This window comes from Nocardioides sp. P5_C9_2, assembly GCF_054049555.1.
The window spans coordinates 1-7,154 of the sequence record NZ_JBFUMD010000175.1 but is presented as its reverse complement, the minus strand read 5'-3'; the positions used below and the strand labels follow the sequence as shown (position 1 = coordinate 7,154).

The following is a 7,154-nucleotide window of genomic DNA, read 5'->3' as shown; positions in this document are numbered from 1 at the left end:
CGTGGTGACCATCCAGGTGGCCGGCCAGCAGGGCCAGGGCTCGGGGTCCGGGATCATCCTGAGCGCCGACGGCACGATCCTGACGAACAACCACGTCGTCGAGGTCGCCGCCGGCGGTGGCACCGTCCGCGTCTACTTCGCCGACGGGACCAGCGCGCCGGCCGAGGTGCTGGGCACCGACCCGCTCACCGACACCGCGGTCATCAAGGCCGACGGGGTCAGCGGCCTCACCCCCGCGACCATCGGCCAGTCGGCCAACCTCGACGTCGGCCAGGACGTGGTCGCCTTCGGCGCCCCCTTCGGCCTCGACTCCACCGTCACCAGCGGCATCGTGAGCGCCCTGGACCGGCCGGTCAACGTCGGCACCGACAGCGAGGGCAACTCCACGACGTACCCCGCGATCCAGACCGACGCGGCCATCAACCCCGGCAACTCGGGTGGGCCGCTGGTCGACATGACGGGCGCGGTCGTGGGCATCAACTCCTCGATCCGTACGGCGTCGCAGGACAGCAGCGCCCAGGGCGGCTCGATCGGCCTCGGCTTCGCCATCCCCATCGACGAGGTGATGCCGATCGTCGACCAGATGATCGCCGGCGACACCCCCACCCACGCCCGCCTCGGCATCCAGGTGTCGGACTCGGGGTCCGCGGCCGAGGGCGCCGGCGGTGCCAAGGTCGGACAGGTGGGCGACGGCTCGACCGCCGCCGACGCCGGCCTGGAGCAGGGCGACGTCATCACCCGCGTGGACGACCACGCCATCACCGACGCGGACTCGCTGGTCGCCACCATCCGGTCCTACCGCCCCGGCGACAAGGTCGAGGTCACCTGGACCAGCGGCGGCCAGGAGCAGACCGCCACGCTCACCCTCGACTCGGACGCGGCCACCGGCTGAGCCGGCCCGACGCGGCCCCGGGCGGACCAGCCGCCCGGGGCACTCGGCCGTGTGCACATCGCCTCGTGCGGCGGTTCGCGCCATGATGGGGTCGCCACACCAGGTGACGACCCCAAGGAGCCCCATGCAGCTCGAGCTGTCTGCCGAGGACGCCGCGTTCCGCGAGGAGCTGCGCACGTTCTTCACCACCGAGTTCCCCCAGGAGATCCGCGACACCGTGCTGGAGGGCCGGCACCTGACGCGGGAGCAGATCGTGGAGAGCCAGCAGGTCCTCAACAAGGCCGGGCTGGCGGTCCCGCACTGGCCCGAGGAGTGGGGCGGGCGTGGATGGACCGATCTCCAGCGCCACCTGTGGCACGAGGAGATGCAGAGCGCCGGCGTGCCGATCCCGCTGGCCTTCAACGCCTCGATGATCGGCCCGGTGCTCGCGCAGTTCGGCAGCCAGGAGCAGAAGGAGCGCTTCCTGCCCGCGACGGCCAACCTGGACATCTGGTGGTCGCAGGGCTTCTCCGAGCCCGACGCGGGCTCGGACCTGGCGAGCCTGCGCACCACCGCCGTCCGCGACGGCGACGACTGGGTGGTCAACGGGCAGAAGACCTGGACCACCCTGGGCCAGCACGGCGACTGGATCTTCACCCTGGTCCGCACCGACCCCGACGTGAAGAAGCAGGCCGGCATCTCGATGCTGCTCATCGACATGACGCTGCCCGGCGTCGAGGTGCGTCCCATCGAGCTCATCGACGGGGGCCACGAGGTCAACGAGGTCTGGTTCACCGACGTCCGGGTGCCCGGCGACCTGCTGGTCGGCGACCTCAACGGCGGGTGGACGATCGCCAAGTTCCTGCTCGGCAACGAGCGCGTCGGCGTCGCACCTGTCGGCCTCACCAAGCGGGCGCTCGCCACCCTCAAGGCCAACGCGGGCGACCGGCTCGACGACCCCTACGTCCGGTCCCGCATCGTCGAGATCGAGAACGAGCTGCTGGCCCTCGAGCTCACCGCACTGCGCGTGGTGGCCCACTCCGCGGGTGGCGAGCCGCACCCGGCCTCGTCGGTGCTCAAGCTCAAGGGCACCGAGCTCCAGCAGGCCGTCAGCGAGCTCGCGGTCGACCTGGCCGGGCCGGCGTCGATCGCCTCCGGGGCCGGCGACGACTCGCCGCTCGCGGGCTGGGCCCGCCGCAGCGCCCCGACCTACCTCAACCTCCGCAAGGCGTCGATCTACGGCGGGTCCAACGAGATCCAGCGCCAGATCATCGCCCGCACGATCCTGGGACTCTGACATGGACTTCACCTACGACGACGAGCAGCAGGCGCTGCGCGAGGCCGTGCGTGGCCTCCTCACCAAGCAGTACGGCGACTACGAGGTCCGCCGCCGGACGACGGCCGAGGACCCGGGGTTCGACGAGGACCTCTGGCGTCGGCTGGCCGACATGGGGGTCCTGGGCCTGCCCTTCGCGGAGAGCGACGGCGGGGTCGGCGCAGGTCCGGTCGAGATCGGCATCGTGTGCCGCGAGCTCGGCCGGGTCCTCGCCCCCGAGCCCTACCTGACCGGGGTGGTGCTGGCCGGCGGGCTGGTGTCCGCGGCCGGGACCGCGGAGCAGCGCGCCGAGGTCCTCGGAGCGGTCGCCGCCGGAGAGCGCGTGCTCGCGGTCGCCCACGACGAGCCCGAGGGTCCCCGCTGGGCCACCGACGCCCCCGGCACCACGGCGACCCGGGACGGGGACGGTTGGACCCTCACCGGCACCAAGGACCCGGTCCTGCACGGCGCGCGCGCCGACCAGGTCGTGGTCACCGCGACCCTGCCCGACGGCGGCACCGGCCTCTTCCTGGTCGACGCCAGCGGCGGCGACGCGCTCGACCGCACCGGCTACCCGACGTACGACGGGGGGCGCGCCGCGCGGCTCGTCCTCGACGCCACCCCGGCCGTGCCGCTCGGCGACGCCGCCACCGACCGTTCGGCGACCCTCGCCACGATGCTCGACCTCACCCGCGTGATGGCCGCCAACCAGGCACTCGGCGTCATGCAGGCCCAGCTCGCGGCCACCACGTCGTACCTCACCAGCCGCACGCAGTTCGGCGTCACGCTCAACACCTTCCAGGCGCTGACGTTCCGGGCCTCGGACATGTACGTCTCGCTGGAGCTGACCCACAGCGTCGTCGACTGGGCGACCATGGTCATCGCGACCGGCGACCGGGACCGGCTGACCGAGGCCGCCGCCCGCTGCGCGCTGCAGACCAGCCGGGCCTCGCGGCACATCGGCCAGGAGGCCATCCAGCTCCACGGCGGCATCGCGATGACCGCGGAGTACTCCGTCGGCACCGCCACCGCCCACCTGACCGTCCTGGACCACCTCTTCGGCGACGGCGACCACCACCTGGGCCAGCTGGCCGCGGGCGTCACCGACCACCGCACGCTGGAGGCGTTGAGCTGATGGACCTCTCCCTCTCCGACGAGCAGCAGGCCTTCCGTGCTCTCGCGCGCGACTTCCTCGACAAGGAGGCGATCCCGCACCGCACCCGGTGGGACCGCGACGAGGCCGTCGACCTCGCCATCGTGCCCAAGATGGCCGAGATCGGCTTCTTCGGCCTGACCATCCCCGAGGAGTACGGCGGGCTGGGCGGCGACTACGTCACCTACGCGCTGGCCATGGAGGAGCTCGGGCGCGCCGACTCGGCCCTGCGCGGCATCGTGTCGGTGAGCAGCGGGCTGGTCGGCAAGTCGATCCTGTTCTTCGGCTCCGAGGAGCAGAAGCAGGAGTGGCTCCCCCAGCTGGCGTCCGCACGCAGGCTGGGGTGCTTCGGCCTCACCGAGCCCGACACCGGTTCCGACGCCGGCAACCTCACCTCGCGGGCCACCCGCGACGGGTCGGACTGGGTGCTCAACGGGCAGAAGCTCTTCATCACCAACGGCACCTGGGCCGACGTGGCGCTGGTCTTCGCCCGCACCAGCGACGACGGCCCCCGCGGAGTGACGGCGTTCCTCGTCCCCACCGACACCCCCGGCTTCGAGGCCCGCGAGATCAAGGGCAAGCTCGGCCTGCGCGGACAGGCGACCGCGGAGCTCTTCCTCGCCGACGTCCGGGTCCCCGACTCGGCCGTGCTGGGCGAGGTGGGCCAGGGCTTCAAGATCGCGATGAGCACCCTCGACAAGGGTCGTCTCGCGGTCGCCGCGGGCTGCGTCGGCATCGTGCAGGGCTGCCTGGAGACCTCCGTCGAGTACGCCACCACCCGCACCCAGTTCGGCCGGCCCATCGCGGGGTTCCAGCTCGTCCAGGACATGCTCGCCGACATCTCCGTCGACGCCGACGCGGCGCGGCTGCTGGTGTGGCGCTGCGCCGACCTGGTCGACCGGGGCGAGCCGTTCGGCACGGCCGCGTCCAAGGCCAAGCTCTTCGCCTCCGAGGCCGCCGTCCGAGCCGCCAACAACGCCATCCAGGTGCACGGCGGGGCGGGGTACGTCGACGACTACCCGGCCGCGAAGTACCTCCGCGACGCTCGGGTGATGACGCTGTACGAGGGCACCTCGCAGATCCAGAAGCTGCTCATCGGGCGGGCCGAGACGGGCATCAGCGCCTTCGTGTGATGCTCCCGCGTCGTCGCGCGTCCCTCAGGGACCCGCCTCGACGATCCGTCGGACCTCGGCGAGAACGAGGTCGAAGGGACCGATCCGGGTCAGCACCCAGGACGCACCGCGGTCGAGCCACGGCGCGACGTCCTGCTCGGGCCTGAGGTCGACCACCACCTCGAAGCCCGGCGCCGGGTCGTGCTCGGCCAGTGAGTCGGCCACGGTGTCGAGGTCGTCCGGGCCGTCCAGGCCGATGACGAAGAGACCGTCGTGCCGCGCGGCCCGGCGCACGGGCGCCCGGTTGCCGAACCGTCCGCCCAGCCAGATCGGTACGGCGGAGGCCGGGCCGGCGCGGACGCCGCGAGCGACGTAGTGGTCTCCGTCGTGGTCCACAGCCCCGCCGGCCAGCAGTGCGGTGAGCACCTCCAGCCCCTCGTCGAGCATCCGGCCGCGCACCCTCGGGTCCGGCTCGTCGCCGAAGGCGCTGAACTCCCCCACCCAGTCGTCGCCGAGCCCCAGGCCGAGCACGAGGCGGTCGTCCGACAGGACCGCCAGGCTGGCCGCCTGTCGAGCCAGCACCTGCGGTCGCCGCCGCGCCAGCGGGGTCACCATCGGTCCGAGCAGCAGGCGCTCGGTCCGCATCGCGACCGCTGCGCAGCACGTCCACACGTCCGCGATCGCGGTGACCCGCTCGCCGTACTGCAGGTGGTCCCAGACGAAGAACCCGTCCCAGCCGGCCGCCTCCGCGGCGGCGGCCAGGTCGCCGACCGCGCGGGGATCGGCCAGGGCGTCGAAGGGGGCGACGAAGAGTCCGCGGCGTGTGGTCATGCCTCGATCATGCCGACCCCGCGCCCCGAGGCACCGCCGTACGGCGCATCAGTCGCTCCGGCGGCTGGTCGGCCGACTGGTCGGGTGGCACCCCGAGGTCGACGAAGCCGCACCGCTCGTAGGCCCGGATCGCCCGCGCGTTGTCGTCACGGACCATGAGGACCGTGTCCCGGCCCGACGAGGTGGCCCACCCGACGACGTGGTCGATGAGCCGCGCCGCGAGCCCGGTCCCGCGATGCTCGGGGGCGACCCACATCGAGATGAGCTCGACGCCGTCCGGCGACGGCACGCCCGAGACGACGCCGACGGCGCCCGCCTCGCTCCGCGCCACGACCGTCAGGGGCACGTCGGTGAGCCGGGCCCGCCACCGCTCCTCGGTCGCCTCGACCCAGTCGGCGTGGCGCGACCCGAARGCGCCGGGCGAGTCGGCGAGGGACGCGAGCCGGACGTCCCGGAACTCGCGCCAACCGTCCGGGCCGACCCGCACGACCTCGGGGAGCAGGTGCTTCTGGAAGTCCCCGAGCCGCGCGACCGGGAGGAAGCCGAGCGCCTCGTTGACGGCGATCATGTGTGCGTTGACCTCGGCGTTGTAGGTCGTCAGCCGGTGCACGTCCGGGCGCTCGCCCTGGAGCAGACGCAGGTTGGCCACCTTGACCGCGAGGCCGAGCCGGTGGCCGCGGTGGTCGCGACGCACCAGGGTGCCCCACTGGTAGGCGCGCCCGGGCTCGTGGACCGTCGTCGCCAGGTCGGTGTAGGCCACCACGACACCGTCGGCGTCGAGGGCGACGGTGTTGTACTTGGTGCGCCCCTGCCGCGCGATCGTCCCCTCCCGCTCGCGCACCGCCTCGGGGCTGACTGCCTCCGGCTCCAGATCGAGGTCACCGGTCGGCGCCTCGGTGGCCAGGCTGGACGTCACCTCGGCCCAGCCGGTCAGCAGGTCGTCCGGCACGGGCCCCGACCAGGACCTCACCGTGTACGCCGCGTGCTCGCGCGCCGCGTCCCGCGCCAGGCGGTCGAGCACCCCCGCGGCCACCGGAATGGTGAGCTCGCGCTGGACCTCGGAGAGCGCGAGCGCCCAGCCCCGGGCGGCCGCGAAGGCCGGCCCCGACGCGCCCGCCCCGTCGGACCCCGCGTCGTACGGCCAGGACGCGAGGCCGGTGAGGACCCGGCGACCGCGCTCGCGCGCGCACGACTCGAGGTGCGCCAGCATCTCCGTGCCGTGGCCGCGGCGCCGGTGGGCGGGCAGCACGTGGACGGTCATCTCGGCCAGCTCGGGGTTGTCGAGCAGCGGGGTCCGCATCCAGCCGGCGGCGACCGTCTCGCCGTCGACGAGGCCCGACCAGCCCCCGGTCCACGAGTGCGACCCGCCGTCCTGCATCGCCGCCCGGAGCTCCTCCAGGCGCCACGTGGCGGCGGAGTCGCCGAGCGCGTGCCGCTCGGCGACGTCGTACGCGCGGTGCCACGCGACGAACGCGGCGTCGTCGGAGGGATCGAGCTCCCGGATCTCCAGGTCGCTCATCGGGCGCGGGCCACCCGGCCCTCGTCCCACACGGGGYCGTCGGACTCGTAGACCTCCCCGTCGGCGCCGTAGACCAGGAACCGGTCGAAGCCACGGGCGAACCACCGGTCGTGGGTGACGGCGAGCACCGTGCCGTCGAAGGCCTCGAGCCCGGCCTCCAGGGCCTCGGCGCTCTGCACGTCGAGGTTGTCGGTGGGCTCGTCGAGCAGCAGCAGGGTGGCCCCGCTCAGCTCCAGCAGCAGGATCTGGAAGCGCGCCTGCTGGCCGCCGGACAGCGACTCGAAGGTCTGCTCCCCCGCGTGCGCGAGCTCGTAGCGATCAAGCACCCGACTGGCCTGCTCGCGCCCCATGCC

General features: G+C 73.4%; 7 protein-coding genes. 4 read left to right on the top strand and 3 right to left on the bottom strand.

Annotated elements, in window-relative coordinates; genetic code table 11:
• From ACXJKL_RS10540 to ACXJKL_RS10525, 4 genes are all read left to right on the top strand, one after another.
• Positions 1–892, top strand: an 892-nt coding sequence (locus tag ACXJKL_RS10540) for a S1C family serine protease (RefSeq protein WP_457207010.1), incomplete at its 5' end; no start/stop codon positions are given.
• Positions 893–1,016: 124 nt separating this feature from the next.
• Positions 1,017–2,168, top strand: a complete 1,152-nt coding sequence (locus tag ACXJKL_RS10535; RefSeq protein ID WP_457207009.1) for an acyl-CoA dehydrogenase family protein — start codon at positions 1,017–1,019, stop codon at positions 2,166–2,168.
• Between the two features lies 1 nt (position 2,169).
• Positions 2,170–3,321 carry an acyl-CoA dehydrogenase family protein gene (locus tag ACXJKL_RS10530; protein WP_457207008.1) on the top strand — a complete coding sequence of 384 codons (1,152 nt, stop codon included), beginning with the start codon at positions 2,170–2,172 and terminating at the stop codon, positions 3,319–3,321.
• The gene (locus ACXJKL_RS10525; RefSeq protein WP_457207007.1) at positions 3,321–4,472 is read left to right on the top strand and encodes an acyl-CoA dehydrogenase family protein; all 1,152 of its coding nucleotides are present in this window, start codon (positions 3,321–3,323) and stop codon (positions 4,470–4,472) included. Before ACXJKL_RS10530 ends, ACXJKL_RS10525 begins: the two co-directional genes overlap by 1 nt.
• Before the next feature lie 24 nt (positions 4,473–4,496).
• On the opposite strand, the gene ACXJKL_RS10520 is transcribed toward ACXJKL_RS10525, so the two are convergent.
• The 3 genes from ACXJKL_RS10520 to ACXJKL_RS10510 form a co-directional block, all read right to left on the bottom strand.
• Positions 4,497–5,282, bottom strand: a complete 786-nt coding sequence (locus ACXJKL_RS10520; protein WP_457207006.1) for an LLM class flavin-dependent oxidoreductase — start codon at positions 5,280–5,282, stop codon at positions 4,497–4,499.
• A 7-nt stretch (positions 5,283–5,289) separates the two neighbouring features.
• Positions 5,290–6,801 carry a GNAT family N-acetyltransferase gene (locus ACXJKL_RS10515; protein WP_457207005.1) on the bottom strand — a complete coding sequence of 504 codons (1,512 nt, stop codon included), beginning with the start codon at positions 6,799–6,801 and terminating at the stop codon, positions 5,290–5,292.
• Positions 6,798–7,154 (bottom strand): ATP-binding cassette domain-containing protein (locus tag ACXJKL_RS10510; RefSeq protein ID WP_457207004.1); only part of this gene is annotated, 357 nt, incomplete at its 5' end. The genes ACXJKL_RS10510 and ACXJKL_RS10515, both read right to left, overlap by 4 nt.